The sequence below is a fragment of the Streptomyces sp. NPDC015139 genome, from assembly GCF_043079785.1.
GTDB lineage: Bacteria > Actinomycetota > Actinomycetes > Streptomycetales > Streptomycetaceae > Streptomyces > Streptomyces albidocamelliae.
Genome location: NZ_JBIBUW010000002.1, coordinates 704,422 through 719,413, shown reverse-complemented (window position 1 = coordinate 719,413; position 14,992 = coordinate 704,422). Strand labels below are relative to the sequence as shown.

12 protein-coding genes are annotated in these 14,992 nt (G+C 69.7%); 7 read left to right on the top strand and 5 right to left on the bottom strand.

Annotated features, from left to right (window positions below):
* The first annotated feature begins 243 nt into the window (after positions 1-243).
* The 7 genes from ACF08B_RS07775 to trxA all read left to right on the top strand — a co-directional run bounded on the left by ACF08B_RS07775 (position 244) and on the right by trxA (position 10,027).
* Positions 244-2,616 (top strand): DUF6049 family protein, encoded by a 2,373-nt coding sequence (locus ACF08B_RS07775; RefSeq protein ID WP_392316545.1) that lies wholly within the window; start codon positions 244-246, stop codon positions 2,614-2,616.
* Positions 2,617-2,661: 45 nt separating this feature from the next.
* On the top strand, positions 2,662-5,025 hold the full coding sequence (gene murJ, locus ACF08B_RS07770) for a murein biosynthesis integral membrane protein MurJ (RefSeq protein ID WP_392316544.1): 2,364 nt from the start codon (positions 2,662-2,664) through the stop codon (positions 5,023-5,025).
* Positions 5,026-5,143: 118 nt separating this feature from the next.
* Positions 5,144-6,847, top strand: coding sequence for a protein kinase family protein (locus ACF08B_RS07765; protein ID WP_392316543.1), 1,704 nt, complete (start codon positions 5,144-5,146; stop codon positions 6,845-6,847).
* 21 nt (positions 6,848-6,868) lie between these two features.
* Positions 6,869-7,594, top strand: a complete 726-nt coding sequence (gene sigM / locus ACF08B_RS07760; protein WP_392316542.1) for an RNA polymerase sigma factor SigM — start codon at positions 6,869-6,871, stop codon at positions 7,592-7,594.
* On the top strand, positions 7,591-8,523 hold the full coding sequence (locus ACF08B_RS07755) for a hypothetical protein (RefSeq protein WP_392316541.1): 933 nt from the start codon (positions 7,591-7,593) through the stop codon (positions 8,521-8,523). The genes sigM and ACF08B_RS07755 overlap by 4 nt, the downstream gene beginning before the upstream one ends.
* 151 nt (positions 8,524-8,674) lie before the next feature.
* A complete protein-coding gene (trxB, locus tag ACF08B_RS07750) occupies positions 8,675-9,646 on the top strand; it encodes a thioredoxin-disulfide reductase (protein ID WP_392316540.1) in 972 nt (323 codons plus the stop codon).
* A 48-nt stretch (positions 9,647-9,694) separates the two neighbouring features.
* A complete protein-coding gene (trxA, locus tag ACF08B_RS07745; RefSeq protein ID WP_073887332.1) occupies positions 9,695-10,027 on the top strand; it encodes a thioredoxin in 333 nt (110 codons plus the stop codon).
* A 133-nt stretch (positions 10,028-10,160) separates the two neighbouring features.
* On the opposite strand, the gene ACF08B_RS07740 is transcribed toward trxA, so the two are convergent.
* From ACF08B_RS07740 to ACF08B_RS07720, 5 genes are all read right to left on the bottom strand, one after another.
* The gene (locus ACF08B_RS07740) at positions 10,161-10,778 is read right to left on the bottom strand and encodes a GNAT family N-acetyltransferase (RefSeq protein WP_392316539.1); all 618 of its coding nucleotides are present in this window, start codon (positions 10,776-10,778) and stop codon (positions 10,161-10,163) included.
* Positions 10,779-11,103: 325 nt separating this feature from the next.
* Positions 11,104-12,204 carry a ParB/RepB/Spo0J family partition protein gene (locus ACF08B_RS07735; protein WP_392316538.1) on the bottom strand — a complete coding sequence of 367 codons (1,101 nt, stop codon included), beginning with the start codon at positions 12,202-12,204 and terminating at the stop codon, positions 11,104-11,106.
* Positions 12,201-13,274, bottom strand: a complete 1,074-nt coding sequence (locus tag ACF08B_RS07730; RefSeq protein ID WP_392316698.1) for a ParA family protein — start codon at positions 13,272-13,274, stop codon at positions 12,201-12,203. Before ACF08B_RS07730 ends, ACF08B_RS07735 begins: the two co-directional genes overlap by 4 nt.
* Positions 13,275-13,640: 366 nt before the next feature.
* Positions 13,641-14,357 (bottom strand): 16S rRNA (guanine(527)-N(7))-methyltransferase RsmG, encoded by a 717-nt coding sequence (gene rsmG, locus ACF08B_RS07725; RefSeq protein ID WP_093476271.1) that lies wholly within the window; start codon positions 14,355-14,357, stop codon positions 13,641-13,643.
* 118 nt (positions 14,358-14,475) lie between these two features.
* Complete coding sequence (locus ACF08B_RS07720; RefSeq protein WP_392316537.1) at positions 14,476-14,988, bottom strand: protein jag; 513 nt, start codon at positions 14,986-14,988, stop codon at positions 14,476-14,478.
* Positions 14,989-14,992: the final 4 nt, after the last annotated feature.

The following is a 14,992-nucleotide window of genomic DNA, read 5'->3' as shown; positions in this document are numbered from 1 at the left end:
CGTGCCTCGCGCCTCCGGAGGCTCCCGCATTAGGCGGCCGTAGCAGGTCCTGCCATACCCCCGCAATCGCAGCTCTTACCGCGTACGGATGTGGTCCCCTCGATACTGGATATAGAGGACGGGGTGCCGTCTGCCATGCGATCTTGTCTGGCAGACCGCGGCACTTCCCCTCAGCGCGCCTCGTTACCATGCGTGGACGCACATTCCGACGACCACTGACGATGACGAGGGACGGACGAGCGCGTGGCCGAGGCGGCTCACTTCCAGGGGACCAGTGCCTCACCTGCCCGTCGGTGGCTGAGGCGCACCGGCGCGCTGCTCGCGGGTGCGCCATTGCTCGCCGGTCTGCTCCAGCTGCCCGCCGCGGCGCCCGCCCAGGCCGCCGCCTCGGACACGGTCGCCGTCTCGCTGGATTCACTCAGCCCCAATACCCCCGGTGACGGGGACACGCTGACCGTCTCCGGCACGGTGACCAACAAGGGCAAGCAGACCGTCACCGGCGCCCACGTGGGTCTGCGGGTGGGCCCGATGCTCAACACCCGCTCGGCCGTCGACGGGGTCGCCCGGCACGCCGACGATCTGCAGGGCGGTACCGGCACCGAGGTCGGCGACAAGTACGAGGAGAAGTTCGCCAAGCTGGCCCCGGGCGTCGCCGAGCACTTCAGCATCTCCGTGCCCGTCGACAAGCTGGACCTCGGCCAGGACGGCGTCTACGAGTTCGGTGTCGCCCTGTCCGGCCAGACCTCCGCCCAGCCCTGGGACCAGACTCTCGGCATCCAGCGGACGTTCCTGCCGTGGCAGCCCTCCGAGGCCGACACCAAGACGAAGACCACGTTCCTGTGGCCACTGCTGTCCACCGTCCACATGACGGCCAAGACGGGCGCGGGCGAGCAGCAGACGCCGGTGTTCCGTGACGACGACCTGGCCGAGGAACTCGCGCCGGGCGGTCGGCTGGCGCAGATGGTGGAGCTGGGCAAGGACCTGGACGTCACCTGGGTGATCGACCCGGACCTGCTGGCCTCCGTGGACGCGATGGCGCTGGGCAACTACCGGATCCAGGGCGACGGTGACAGCACCACGCCCGGTTCCCGCGAGCATCAGGCGCTCGCCAAGCAGTGGCTGGCGAACCTGCAGAAGGCTGTGGCGGGCAAGGAGGTCGTCGCGCTCCCCTTCGGCGACCCCGACCTGGCGTCCCTCGCGCACAACGGCACCAGCGTCACCGGCTCCCTTAGCTACCTCAAGGGCGCCACCGACGTCGCCGCCACCACGGTCAAGACCGTGCTTCACGTCACACCGAGCACCGACTTCGCCTGGCCCGTGAACGGGGCCGTGGACCCGTCGATCATGAAGGTCGCCACGTCCGCCGGAGCCGACCGGGTGATCGCCCGTAGCGACAGCCTCCAGGAGACGGCCGGGTTGCCGTACACCCCCTCCGCCGCCCGCCCGGTCGGCGGAGGCACCACGGCGGTGGTGGCCGACGGCCGACTGTCCACCGCCTTCGAGCGCGATCTGACGGACGCCGGCTCGTCCACGCTCGCCGTGCAGCGGTTCCTCGCCCAGACCCTCGAGCTGAACGCCCAGACCGGCGAGCAGCGCAGCATCGTCGTCGCACCGCAGCGCACACCCACCGCGAGCCAGGCTCAGGCGATGGCGACCGCCCTGAAGGCTCTCCGGGACAGCACCTGGTCCGAGTCCCAGGACCTCACGGCGGCCGCCAAGGACAAGCCCGACGCCGAAGCCACCACGCGCATCCCGTCGACGTCCGCCTACCCCTCCTCGCTGCGCCGGCAGGAGCTGCCGCGGACGGCCTTCCAGCAGATCGCGCTGACCCAGGACAAGCTCGACAACTTCCAGGTGATCCTCGCCGACCGGTCCCGTGTGGTCACCCCGTTCGGGCGGGCCATAAACCGTGAGATGTCCACGTCGTGGCGCGGCCGCGGCGAGGAGGCGGACACCTACCGGGGCGGCGTGGAGGCATGGCTCGACGAGCTCGCCGACCAGGTGAAGCTGATCGACAAGTCGGAGACCAAGCTCTCCGGCCGCAGCGCCACCATCCCGGTCACCGTCCAGAACAACCTGGTCCAGCCCGTCGGACATCTGGTCCTGCGCCTGACCTCGACCATGCCGACCCGTCTGAAGATCCACGGCAAGGCCTACTACGAGCAGCCCGTGGAGGTCTCCGGCGGGCACAGCCAGTCCGTGAAGTTCGCCACGGCGGCAGGCGCCAACGGCCGCGTCACGGTGATCGCCCAGCTGTACACGGAGGACGGCCAGGAGTACGGCGACGCGGTCAGCTTCGACGTGAAGGTCACCGAGGTCACCCCCACGGTGATGCTGGTCATCGGCGGCGGCGTGCTGCTGCTCGTCCTCGCCGGTTTCCGGATGTACACCCAGCGCAAGCGCGCGGCCGCCCGCCAGGCCGAGGAGGACGGCCCCGAAGGGACGGCCGAGGCCACCGACGAGCCCGGGAACCCCGGAGCACCCGGCGACCGTCTCCCCGAGGAGTCCGACTCCGCCACCGGGGCAGGCGACCCGGAGCAGCCGAGTGACCCTGCGCCGGACACCGCACCGGAAAGCACCGACCCGTCCGGGACGGGTGAGAGAGTGGACCGTTGAGCGATGTCGTGGCCGGTGGGCCCGGGACGATGAGGTGGGGTAAGCATGAACGCGCCGTACGACGGTGAACGCGGCCAGGGCGCGGCCGGCTCGGGCTACCCCGAGACGCCGCCAGAGCCCGGCCAGGTACCGCCGCAGCACGCGGGGGACATGTACCTCCAGGACGCCTACGACCAGGACCCCTACCGGGCGCACGACCTGACCGCGCAGGACCCGGTCGCCGAGGCGCTCTACGACCGCGCCGCGCACCCGCCGCCGCCCCCGGGCAGCTACGAGCAGCAGCAGCCGCTCTACGCCCCGCCCGCCCAGACGCCGTACGCCCCCGACCCCCGTGTGTGGGCTCAGACGCCGGCGCCCGAGCCGGAGGGCGCGAACACCATGCCCTTCGGCGACGACCCGCGCACGACGCAGTTCGTGGGCGTGGACGACCTGGTGTCGCACTCCGGCGAGGAGTACCACGAGCCGGACGCCTTCGCGCATCTCTTCAAGGACCAGCAGCAGGGCGGCGGACACCCGCCCATGGACCAGCCGGGCGTCCCGGGACCTGCCCAGGCGCCGGGCTACGGCCAAGGGGGAGCGGGACCGTACCCCTCGCCGTACGGCCAGGGCCAGCAGCCGGGCGGTCCGTACGCCGGGGCCGCGTACCCCGCGGCTCCTTTCGCCGGGAATCCGCCGCAGCCGCCGGTGCCCGCGCCGACCACGGCCCCGGATCCGGCCGGCGCGGTCATGGCCGAGGCGCCGGCGGCTCCCGCGGCCCCGGCCGCTCCCGCCAAGAAGGGCGGCAAGGCCGCCGGGCTGCTGAAGTCCAGTGCCGTGATGGCGGCGGGCACGATGGTCTCCCGCCTCACCGGCTTCGTCCGCTCCGCACTCATCGCCGCGGCCCTGGGCCTCGGCTTTCTCGCCGACTCCTTCCAGGTGGCCTACCAGCTGCCGACGATGATCTACATCCTCACCGTGGGCGGCGGTCTGAACTCCGTCTTCGTGCCGCAGCTCGTGCGGTCCATGAAGGAGGACGAAGACGGCGGCGAGGCATTCGCCAACCGTCTGCTGACCCTCGTCATGGTGGCACTGGCCGCGCTCACCGGCCTCGCGATGTTCGCCGCGCCGCTCCTCGTGCGGGCGCTGTCGCAACCCATCGCCGACAACCCGGCCGCCAACGACGTGGCGGTCACCTTCACCCGCTACTTCCTGCCCTCGATCTTCTTCATGGGCATCCATGTGGTGATGGGTCAGATCCTCAACGCGCGCGGGAAGTTCGGCGCGATGATGTGGACGCCGGTCCTCAACAACATCGTCATCATCATCTCGCTGGGCGCGTTCATCTGGGTCTACGGCAGCGCCGCCAACTCCCACATGGACGTCACCAGCATCCCGCCGGAGGGGCAGCGCCTGCTCGGTGTCGGCGTGCTGCTCGGTCTGGTCGTGCAGGCGCTGGCGATGATCCCCTACCTGCGCGAGACCGGCTTCCGGATCCGGCTGCGGTTCGACTGGAAGGGCCACGGCCTGGGCAAGGCCGCGATGCTCGCCAAGTGGACGATCCTGTTCGTCCTCGCCAACCAGGCGGGCGCCATGGTCGTCACCCAGCTGTCCACGGCCGCCGGCAAGGACTCCGGCGTCAAGGGCACCGGCTTCGCGGCCTACGCCAACGCCCAGCTGATCTGGGGGCTGCCGCAGGCCATCATCACGGTGTCCCTGATGGCCGCCCTGCTGCCGCGCATCTCCCGCTCGGCGGCCGAGGACGACGCCGGTGCGGTGCGCGACGACATCTCCCAGGGTCTGCGCACCACCGCGGTCGCCATCGTGCCCATCGCCTTCGGCTTCCTCGCGCTCGGCATCCCGATGTGCACGCTGATCTTCGGCTCGGCGGGGACGAGCTCGGCCGTCAACATGGGATACATGCTGATGGCCTTCGCCCTCGGCCTGATCCCCTATTCGGTCCAGTACGTCGTCCTGCGCGCCTTCTACGCCTACGAAGACACCCGCACGCCCTTCTACAACACCGTGATCGTGGCGGCGGTCAACGCGGGCGCCTCCGCGCTCTGCTACTTCCTGCTGCCGGCCCGCTGGGCGGTCGCCGGAATGGCCGCCGCGTACGGCCTGGCCTACGCGATCGGTGTGGGCATCGCCTGGCGGCGGCTGCGCAAGCGGCTCGGCGGCGACCTGGACGGGGCCCGGGTGCTGCGCACGTACGCGCGGCTGGCCATCGCCTCGGTGCCCGCGGCCCTGCTCAGCGGCGCGGCCTGCTACGGCATCGGGAACACCCTGGGTCACGGCGTGGTGGGTTCCTTCGCCGCCCTGATCGTGGGCGGCGCCGTGCTGCTCGGCGTCTTCTTCGTCGCCGCCCGGCGTATGCGCATCGAGGAGCTCAACTCGCTCGTGGGTATGGTTCGCGGGCGTCTGGGGCGCTGAGGCGGGGGTAGGCGCACAACCATCGTCCGCCGCTGTGTGTCGTGCATAGCGGCGGACTGTGGGCACAATTGGTTTCGGCGTCGGACAGCGTGCAACGGATGGGGAGGCAGGGACGACGGTGGCGGAACGGAGCACGGCTGCCGTCGACGTGGCAGACAACAGCGGTGAGCAACCGCTGACCGCCAAGGCGGAGCAGTCCACGGCCGACGGGGTGGCCAAGAACCCGGAGCGGGACAAGGACAGCGACGAGGCGCAGGGGAGCGGCGGAATCGAGGGTCCCGGGCAGAAGACGTCCCCGCCCGAACTGCACAGCGGTCACAAGCTCGCCAGACGGTACCGGCTGGAGGAGTGCGTCACCCGACTGGACGGATTCAGCAGTTGGCGTGCGGTCGACGAGAAACTCCGTCGTGCCGTCGGCGTCCACATCCTTCCCGCGGATCATGTGCGGGCCCGTTCGGTCCTCGCCGCGGCCCGTTCCTCGGCGCTGCTGGGTGATCCCCGCTTCGTCCAGGTCCTCGACGCGGTCGAGGAGAATGACCTCGTCTATGTCGTGCACGAGTGGCTGCCCGACGCCACCGAGCTGACCCCGCTCCTGGCGGCCGGCCCGCTGGAGCCGCACGACGCCTACCAGATGGTCAGTCAGATCGCCTCGGCGATGGCTGCCGCCCACCGTGAGGGCCTGGCCCATCTGCGGCTCAACCCGAACGCCGTCCTGCGTACCTCCAGCGGCCAGTGGCGCATCCGCGGCCTCGCGGTGAACGCCGCGCTGCGCGGCATCAGCACCGACACCCCGCAGCGGGCCGACACCGAGGCGATCGGCGCCCTGCTGTACGCGGGGCTGACCCAGCGCTGGCCGTACGAGAACGACGCCTACGGCATGTCCGGCCTCCCCAAGGACATCGGGCTCATCGCACCCGACCAGGTGCGCGCCGGCGTCCACCGCGGCCTGTCCGAGCTGGCCATGCGTGCTCTGGTGAACGACGGTGCCACCGCCTCGCGTCACGAGGCCGCGTGCACCACACCTGAGGAGCTGGTCAAGGCGATCGGCGAGATGCCCCGCATCCGCCCGCCGGAGCCGGCGTTCACGGCACCGCCGGAGTACCAGCGCACGACCTACCAGCAGGGCACCTACGGCCGCCCGGCGCCGCACCCCGGGGCCACCCAGCCCCTCACGACCCCGCCGCCTCCCCTGCAGAGCCGTACCGGCAAGGCGCTGAAGTGGGCGGTCTCCGCCCTCCTCATCGCCGCCCTCGGCCTGGGCAGCTGGCAGTTGGCGGACGCCCTGATGGACCACAGCGACAAGCCGACCGACACGAACAACACCCAGACCGAGGACGGCGGGGACAAGGGCGCGAAGAAGCCGACGTCCGGCAAGCCGATCGCCATCGAGAGCGCTCGGGACTTCGACCCGTTCGGCAAGGACCAGTCCGAGAAGCCGGGTGACATAGGAAAGGTCTACGACGGCAGCACGGCCACCTACTGGCAGACGGACTTCTACCTGAGCCCGGCGTTCGGCAATCTGAAGTCGGGCGTGGGCGTCATCCTCGACCTCGGCAAGGTCCAGCAGGTCGGAAAGGTGACCGTCAGCTTCGTGGGCGACACCTCGGTCGAACTTCGCAGCGCGAGTGCGGACGCCGGCTCCGAGCCGACCTCGTTCAACGACTACTCCAAGGTCGCCGAGGGTTCGGGATCGACCGTGCAACTCAAGCCCGGCAAGTCTCTCAAGTCCCGGTACCTGCTCGTGTGGCTGACCAAGCTGCCCATGCAGGCCGACGACGGCAAATGGCGCGGCAGAGTGGCCGATATCAAGGTCACCAGCTAGGTTCCCCCCAGGGAGGGGCCCATGGCTGTAGGTGCCGGGTACGGCGGCGTGCGGGACGAGGAGTTGCTCGCTCGTCATGTCGAGGGCGATCACGATGCCTTCGGGGAGATTGTGCGGCGGCATCGGGATCGGCTCTGGGCCGTTGCCCTGAGGACGCTGGGGGACCGCGAGGAGGCCGCTGACGCGGTCCAGGACGCCCTCGTGTCCGCCTACCGGGCCGCTCACACCTTCCGGGGGCAGTCGGCCGTCACGACGTGGCTGCACCGGATCACGGTCAACGCCTGCCTGGACCGGGCCCGTAAGGCCGCCACCCGGAAGACCGCTCCCGTCGACGACACCGAGCGGCTGGAGCAGCTGCTGGAGCCGCACGAGTCGGCCTCGGCGCCGGCGGAGCGGAACGACGTACAGCGTCAGCTGGTGGAGGCGCTCGGCACCCTCCCCTATGAGCAGCGGGCCGCCCTGGTGCTCGTGGACATGCAGGGCTACCCCGTGGCGGAGGCCGCCCGGATCCTCGATGTGCCGACGGGCACCGTGAAGAGCCGCTGCGCCCGGGGCAGAGCCAAGCTGCTCCCCCTGCTCACCCATCTACGGCCCGAGGGCGCCGGGGGCGGAAAAGAATCCGGCCCGGGGCGGAACCGGGCGACGGGGGCATCCGTCCCACCGGCAGCGGGGGATCGGAACGGAAGCCCCGGGGATGCGGGAACGAGCGATTCAGCCGTAGTGAAGGGCGGAGGTGGGCGAGCGTGAATTCCTCGACAGACACGGCCGGGCACCCGGACGTCGCGGAGATCTCCGACCTCACCGAAGGTCTTCTTCCACCGGACCGTAGCTCGGACATACGCCGGCACCTGGAGTCGTGCGAGCTGTGTGCGGACGTCCACACCTCGCTGGAGGAGATCAGGGGACTGCTGGGCTCCGTGGCCGGGGCCGAGCGCATGCCGGATGATGTCGCCGGGCGCATCGATGCCGCCCTCGCCGCCGAGGCACTGCTCAGCGCTACCACTCCGGACACGGTCGACGCCCCGCTCTTCGGAGCCACCCAGGCCGGTCACGGGGAGGACGAGGGGCATGTTTCACGTGAAACAACGGCCACGTCGGGTCGCCCGGCAGGGCACCCCCAAGCGGCGACCGGTCCGGGCCGCAGGGGCCGTGAGCGAGGCCGACGGCGCAGGCGCGTAGTCCTGGGTGCCGTCCTCACCGCTGCCGTGCTGGGGGCCGGCTCACTGGTCCTCCAGTCCTTCCAGGACCACCCCTCCGACACCACAGCCCACGGACACCCGACCGCTTCCGCCGGGCCGTTCTCCGGCAACAGCGTTCAGAGCCAGGTCGCCGATCTGCTCGCCGGGAAGAAGACGCGGCAAGGGACCGGCAGCCAGAGCCCCGACGGCGGCATCGGGACCAAGCAGAACACCCCGGGGTCGACCGAGAGTGCCAACACCCTGATCCAGACCGACGCCGCCGTCCCCGACTGTGTCCGGCAGGCGCTCCCGCAGAGTGGCGCCGTTCTGGGCGCCAAAACGGGAACGTACAACGGGAAGGCCGCCTACCTGGTCGTCGCCCGTGACGCCAAGGACAGCGCGCGTGTCATGGCCTATGTCGTCGACGCGGCCTGCGCCGGTCAACAGCCCTCCTCCGTCGGCGAGGTTCTCCTCAAGCAGTCCTTCCCCCGGTCCTGAACTGGCGGAGCGTTTCGTCAGTCTCTCGGTGCGTGCGTGTGCCCGGACACACCGGGAATGCGGGCCCCGTAGGATCCGTTGGGTGGTGTGAGAGTCCCGAAAGGGGCTCCCACCGGTCGACTGACGCAGACCAGAGACGAGGAATCAAGCCGTGAGCGACGTCCGTAACGTGATCATCATCGGCTCCGGGCCCGCCGGCTACACGGCGGCGCTCTACACCGCGCGCGCGTCGCTGAAGCCCCTGGTGTTCGAGGGTGCCGTCACCGCAGGTGGTGCGCTGATGAACACCACCGAGGTCGAGAACTTCCCGGGCTTCCGCGAGGGCATCATGGGCCCCGACCTCATGGACAACATGCGCGCCCAGGCCGAGCGGTTCGGCGCCGAGCTGATTCCGGACGACATCGTCTCCGTCGACCTGACGGGCGAGATCAAGACTGTCACCGACACCGCCGGGACGGTTCACCAGGCGAAGGCCGTCATCGTCACCACCGGCTCGCAGCACCGCAAGCTCGGGCTGCCCAACGAGGACGCCCTCTCCGGTCGCGGTGTCTCCTGGTGTGCCACGTGCGACGGCTTCTTCTTCAAGGACCAGGACATCGCCGTGATCGGCGGTGGCGACACCGCGATGGAGGAGGCCACCTTCCTCTCGCGGTTCGCCAAGTCCGTGACGATCGTCCACCGCCGGGACACGCTGCGCGCCTCCAAGGCCATGCAGGAGCGCGCCTTCGCCGACCCGAAGATCAAGTTCGTGTGGGACAGCGAGATCGCCGAGGTCCAGGGCGACCAGAAGCTCTCCGGTCTGAAGCTGCGCAACGTCAAGACCGGCGAGCTGTCCGACCTGCCGGTGACCGGCCTGTTCATCGCGATCGGCCACGACCCGCGCACGGAGCTCTTCAAGGGGCAGCTGGACCTGGATGAGGAGGGCTACCTGAAGGTCGCCTCCCCCTCCACCCGTACCAACCTGACCGGCGTCTTCGGCGCCGGTGACGTGGTCGACCACACCTATCGCCAGGCGATCACCGCGGCCGGCACCGGCTGCTCCGCCGCTCTGGACGCCGAGCGCTTCCTCGCCGCCCTCGCGGACGAGGACAAGGCGGAGCCCGAGAAGACCGCCGCAGTCTGACTTTCCTCTTCCCCCGCCCCACCGCACGAACAAGCTAAGGAGCCCGCCGTGGCCGGCACCCTGAAGAACGTGACCGACGATTCCTTCGAGCAGGACGTCCTCAAGAACGAGAAGCCCGTCCTGGTGGACTTCTGGGCCGCCTGGTGCGGTCCGTGCCGCCAGATCGCCCCGTCCCTCGAGGCGATCGCGGCCGAGTACGGCGACAAGATCGAGATCGTCAAGCTCAACATCGATGAGAACCCGGGTACGGCCGCCAAGTACGGCGTCATGTCCATCCCGACCCTGAACGTCTACCAGGGTGGCGAGGTCGCCAAGACCATCGTCGGCGCCAAGCCCAAGGCCGCGATCGTTCGCGACCTGGAAGAGTTCATCACCAAGTAGGGCGATGATCGGAGCGCTGCCGTCGCCGGCCGGTGGCAGATGTTTCACGTGAAACACGAATGGGCCAACCCCTGAGGGGTTGGCCCATTCGCATGTACGCGCTGCGCAGCCGTCAGCCGCCCCCGTAGCCCGGCTACAGCGGCCTCAGCGCCGGCTCCTTCTGAACCGCGCCCAAGAGCCGGTCGAGGGCCATCTCCACGTCTTCCTTCCAGGAGAGGGTCGACCGCAGCTCCAGCCTCAACCGAGGATGCGTCGGATGCTGGCGGACGGTCTTGAAGCCCACGGCCAGAAGGTGATCGGCCGGCAGCATGCAGGCCGGCTCCTTCCAGCGCGAGTCCCCGAAAGCCTCGATGGCCTTGAAGCCCCGACGCAGAAGATCTTTGGCGACCGTCTGCACCAGCACACGGCCGAGCCCCTGGCCCTGATAGCCGGGCATGATGAAGGCCGTCATCAGCTGGACGGCGTCCGGCGAGAGCGGGCTCGTGGGGAAGGCCGAGGAGCGCGGGACATAGGCCGGCGGAGCGTAGAGCACAAAACCCACCGGCACGTCATCGACATAGGCCACGCGGCCGCATGATCCCCACTCCAGCAGCACCGCGGAGATCCAGGCCTCCTTCTCCGATGCGGAAGTGCCCGCCTTCAGCGCCGCCTCGCCGCTGACAGGGTCCAGCTCCCAGAAGACGCACGAGCGACAGCGCTGGGGAAGGTCCTGAAGGTTGTCCAGCGTGAGCGGCACGAGCCGACGCCCCATGAAGGCTGTTCCTCACTTTCCTCGCCCGCCGCATCGAGAGCGGCTGTCAGAGCGCTCCGTTCCCGGAGCAGGCTGCCGACGAACCCGCCGACCGCTCCCAGGCTCAGACCCGCGCTCACCAGTCCGGTGCGGTTCATCGATCGCATGGCCCCCGACTCCCCACTCAGAGGTGCAGTTGCTGTCCGGTGGATGCGCCATACCCGTTCGCATCGTATCCACGATGCGATTCGCTCGATACCGCCTCAAAGCAAAGAGCGGGCCGTGTTCCGGTACACACCGGACACGGCCCGCTCCCTTGCTCTGCCAGGCGGCATCGCCTGAGGAATCAGTCCTCTGTCTCCTCGGGCGCGTCCTCTCGGAGGCTCCTCTGGAGGGCCAGCCTCTCGCCGGGGGCGAGCGTGCTCAGGATCCGCTCAAGATCGTCCGGGGAGGCGAACTCCACGGTGATCTTGCCCTTCTTCTGGCCCAGCTCCACCTTTACCCGCGTCTCGAACCGGTCGGAGAGCCGGGTGGCCAGCTCGTTCAGCGCCGGGGAAGGGACGGAGCCGGCCCGCGGGCCCTTGGCACGCGTGGCTCGCTGGGGCCGCGAGCCCATCAGCGTCACGATCTCTTCCACGGACCGCACCGACAGACCCTCGGCCACGATGCGGTTCGCCAGCCGGTCCTGCTCCTCCGAGTCCTCGACCGACAGCAGTGCCCGGGCGTGGCCGGCCGAGAGCACGCCGGCGGCCACCCGCCGCTGGACGGTCGGCGAGAGCTTGAGCAGACGCAGGGTGTTGGAGACCTGAGGACGGGACCGTCCGATCCGATCGGCCAGCTGGTCGTGCGTGCAGTTGAAGTCCTTCAGCAGCTGATCGTAGGCAGCGGCCTCTTCGATCGGGTTCAGCTGCGCGCGGTGCAGGTTCTCCAGCAGCGCGTCCAGGAGGAGCTTCTCGTCGTCCGTGGCCCGGACGATGGCCGGGATGGCCTCCAGGCCGGCCTCACGGCAGGCCCTCCAGCGCCGCTCGCCCATGATCAGCTCATAGCGGGCGGGGCCGAGCTGCCGTACGACGACAGGCTGAAGGAGACCGACCTCCTGGATGGAGGTCACCAGTTCCTGCAGAGCGTCCTCGTCGAAGACCTCACGCGGCTGCCGCGGGTTCGGCGTGATGGCGTCGAGCGGGATCTCGGCGAAGTGGGCACCCACCGGAGGCTCGGGTGTCTCCGCCAGCGGGCTCGCCGGGAACTCCTCGGCCTCCTGGACGACGGGCGGCAGCGTGGCCACCTTCGCCGCGGCCACACCGCGGTCGGTCGTCAGTAGCGGCACGGCAGCGGGAGAGGAGGACGCTCCGCCTCCCATGGCGGCCGGGGGCGGCGTCTTCTCGGTCGGGGCAGCGGGGATCAGCGCGCCGAGTCCACGGCCCAGCCCCCTCCGTCGATCGCTCACTGGATCCCCTCCACCATGCTCGGGTCGTTCTGGGCGCCGATGTGGGCCTGGCTGGCGTCGTAGCTGACGCCCACGCCCCTCAGCGCAATTTCTCGGGCCGCCTCAAGATAGGACAGCGCACCACTCGATCCAGGATCGTAGGTCAGCACCGTCTGCCCGTAGCTCGGTGCCTCGGAGATCCGGACCGAGCGGGGAATGCTCGTCCGCAGCACCTCGTCACCGAAGTGGGTACGCACCTCGTCCGCGACCTGCGAGGCGAGTCGCGTCCGGCCGTCGTACATGGTGAGCAGGATGGTCGACACGTGCAAGGTGGGGTTGAGGTGCCCTCGCACCAGGTCGACATTGCGCAGCAGCTGGCCGAGGCCCTCCAGCGCGTAGTACTCGCACTGGATCGGGATGAGGACTTCCTGCCCCGCGACCAACGCGTTGACCGTCAGCAGCCCCAGTGAGGGCGGGCAGTCGATCAAGATGTAGTCCAACGGCTGCTCGTACGCCTGGATCGCGCGCTCCAGCCGGCTTTCCCGGGCCACCAGCGACACCAACTCGATCTCCGCACCCGCGAGATCGATGGTGGCGGGGGCGCAGAAGAGGCCTTCCACATCCGGGACCGGCTGGACGACCTCGGCGAGCGGCCTGCTGTCCACCAAGACGTCGTAGATCGAGGGAACTTCGGCGTGATGATCGATCCCGAGGGCCGTGGACGCGTTGCCCTGCGGATCGAGGTCGATCACCAGGACACGGCCGCCATGCAGAGCCAGCGAAGCAGCAAGATTGACGGTCGTCGTCGTCTTGCCCACGCCGCCCTTCTGGTTGGCGACCACGATGACTCGGGTCTGCTCCGGTCGCGGCAGGCCTTCGCCTGCGCGGCCAAGAGCCTCTACCGCCAGTTGGGCAGCACGACCGATGGGAGTGTCGTCCATCGGGGGCGGTGTTTCACGTGAAACATCCGCTCCCATCGACTCGGTACGGGGACCGGGGACCGGATCGGTCATCGGTCCCGCGATGTTGGCGTCGGACCGCAAGGATTCACTCTCCTCGACTTCAGGCTCGCAATGAACAGAGCCTCCCATGTCTTCGGGGTCATGAACCAGTGAGGCCTGGTCTTCTGTGGAGAAATCCACCTCTGTGGACAGCTCCGCCCCCCGTGAGGGGGAGGGAGCGCCCGCAGCGGGGGTGTCATCTCCTAGAGAACCGAGAGGCTTGCGGTCACGCGGTTCGGCCGCAGCCCGACCGCGGCTGATGATGCCGTGCAACAGTGAGCGACGTTTCACGTGAAACACGATGCACAGCGGCCGCGACCGGACCCTCGCGACACTCCGTCCTGCGTAGGTTCGGCAGCTTGTGTGGAGTACGTCTCGTTCCCGGGACGCATCAACACGGCTCATTAGTACGCCCGGTACGTGATGGTCGTCACGTTCGAGGCACAACGGCCGTACTCAGCGGCGCCTGCGCGCCCGGCCCGCCCTGGCCGCCTTCGCCCGCTTCGCCGCGAACCGCACACCACCGGGGCTCTCCCCGACCTCGACGCGCACGACGGTGGACAGCGGATCCACCACTCCCTCGCCCACGTGCAGGATGGAGGTCTCCACCGCGCCGAGCTTGCTGAGTGCCGTGGCCGCGGCCTTCAGCTCCTCCTCGGCGGTGTCGCCCTTCAGCGCGAGCATCTCGCCGTACGGGCGCAGCAGCGGGATGCCCCAAGCGGCCAGGCGATCCAGCGGGGCGACGGCCCGGGCGGTCACCACGTGGACCGGTGGCAGCTTGCCGAGGACCTCCTCGGCGCGGCCGCGGACCACGGTGACATGGTCCAGGCCCAGCAGCTCGACGACCTCGGTGAGGAAGTTCGTGCGCCGCAGCAGGGGCTCCAGCAGGGTGATGTTCAGGTCGTCCCGGACCAGGGCCAGCGGAATGCCCGGCAGCCCGGCGCCGGATCCGACGTCGCAGACCGTCACTCCCTCGGGAACCGCCTCGGAGAGCACCGCGCAGTTGAGCAGGTGCCGCTCCCAGAGGCGGGGCACCTCCCGCGGGCCGATCAGGCCGCGCTGCACGCCCGCCTCGGCGAGCAGTTCCGCGTAGCGGACCGCGTCGGCGAAGCGCTCACCAAACACTTCCCGCGCCTCTTCGGGCACGGGGGGAAGCTCCGCTGCCTCCGTCACGGGGACCGTCCTTCCGTACAGCGCCGGCGCTTCACACACCGGCCACCAGAACTACCAGGCTGACAAAGTTCGGCCCCGTCTGCTCAACAGACGGGGCCGGTGGAACGTGAGGTACCGATCAGGCGGGAAGCACGACGACGAAGCGCTGCGGCTCCTCGCCCTCCGACTCGCTGCGCAGCCCAGCGGCCTTGACCGCGTCGTGCACGACCTTGCGCTCGAACGGGGTCATCGGCTGGAGCTTCACCGGCTCGCCGGTGTTCTTCACATCGGCGGCGGCCTTGGCGCCGAGCTCGGACAGCTCGGTGCGCTTCTTGGCCCGGTAGCCCGCGACGTCCAGCATGAGCCGGCTGCGGTCGCCGGTCTCCCGGTGCACGGCCAGGCGCGTCAGCTCCTGCAGGGCCTCCAGCACCTCACCGTCCCGGCCGACCAGCTTCTGCAGATCGCGGCTGCCGCTGTCGCTGATGATCGACACGGAGGCGCGATCGGCCTCGACGTCCATGTCGATGTCGCCGTCGAGGTCGGCGATGTCCAGCAGACCCTCCAGGTAGTCCGCCGCGATCTCACCCTCCTGCTCCAGGCGGGTGAGGGTGTCTGCTCCCTCGGCAGCGGCGGAGGTGGTGCCTTCCGTCACGGGA

What these genes read in the sequence shown, in the direction of transcription:
- murJ (WP_392316544.1), top strand. Translation starts at nt 2,662, where the DNA reads ATGAACGCGCCGTACGACGGTGAACGCGGCCAGGGCGCGGCCGGCTCG.
- sigM (WP_392316542.1), top strand. Translation starts at nt 6,869, where the DNA reads ATGGCTGTAGGTGCCGGGTACGGCGGCGTGCGGGACGAGGAGTTGCTC.
- ACF08B_RS07740 (WP_392316539.1), bottom strand. Translation starts at nt 10,778, where the DNA reads ATGGGGCGTCGGCTCGTGCCGCTCACGCTGGACAACCTTCAGGACCTT.
- ACF08B_RS07730 (WP_392316698.1), bottom strand. Translation starts at nt 13,274, where the DNA reads ATGGGAGGCTCTGTTCATTGCGAGCCTGAAGTCGAGGAGAGTGAATCC.